At 52.2% G+C, this 301-nt stretch carries 1 rRNA gene; it reads right to left on the bottom strand.

The window, feature by feature from the left end:
* Positions 1-224: 224 nt before the first annotated feature.
* Positions 225-301, bottom strand: a 16S ribosomal RNA gene (locus MKZ40_RS17105); the annotation flags it as partial.

Raw genomic sequence — 301 nt, 5'->3', positions numbered from 1 at the left:
TGTCAAGGATTACGAATCTGTCGGACCTCTCCGACATATCGTGTTGATGGAGATGTGCTTGGCGCACATTCCATCGTCAGCATGATTCACATTGTTAAAGAGCGGCTGTTCAGAGAACAGTGAGAAGCGCGCTCTATTGAGCACGCTTGCCACTGCCGGCTAAGCCAGCAATAAGATCAGGTAATTCGTTGTGAGCACTTGCCGCGAGCGATAGACAGTGTCGATAAGGAGGTGATCCAGCCCCAGGTTCCCCTAGGGCTACCTTGTTACGACTTCACCCCAGTCATGAACCACACCGTGG

This window comes from Cobetia sp. BMC6 (assembly GCF_029991385.1).
Classification (GTDB): domain Bacteria; phylum Pseudomonadota; class Gammaproteobacteria; order Pseudomonadales; family Halomonadaceae; genus Cobetia.
Note: the sequence above shows the minus strand (reverse complement) of the source record. Positions and strands in the feature narration are given on the sequence as shown.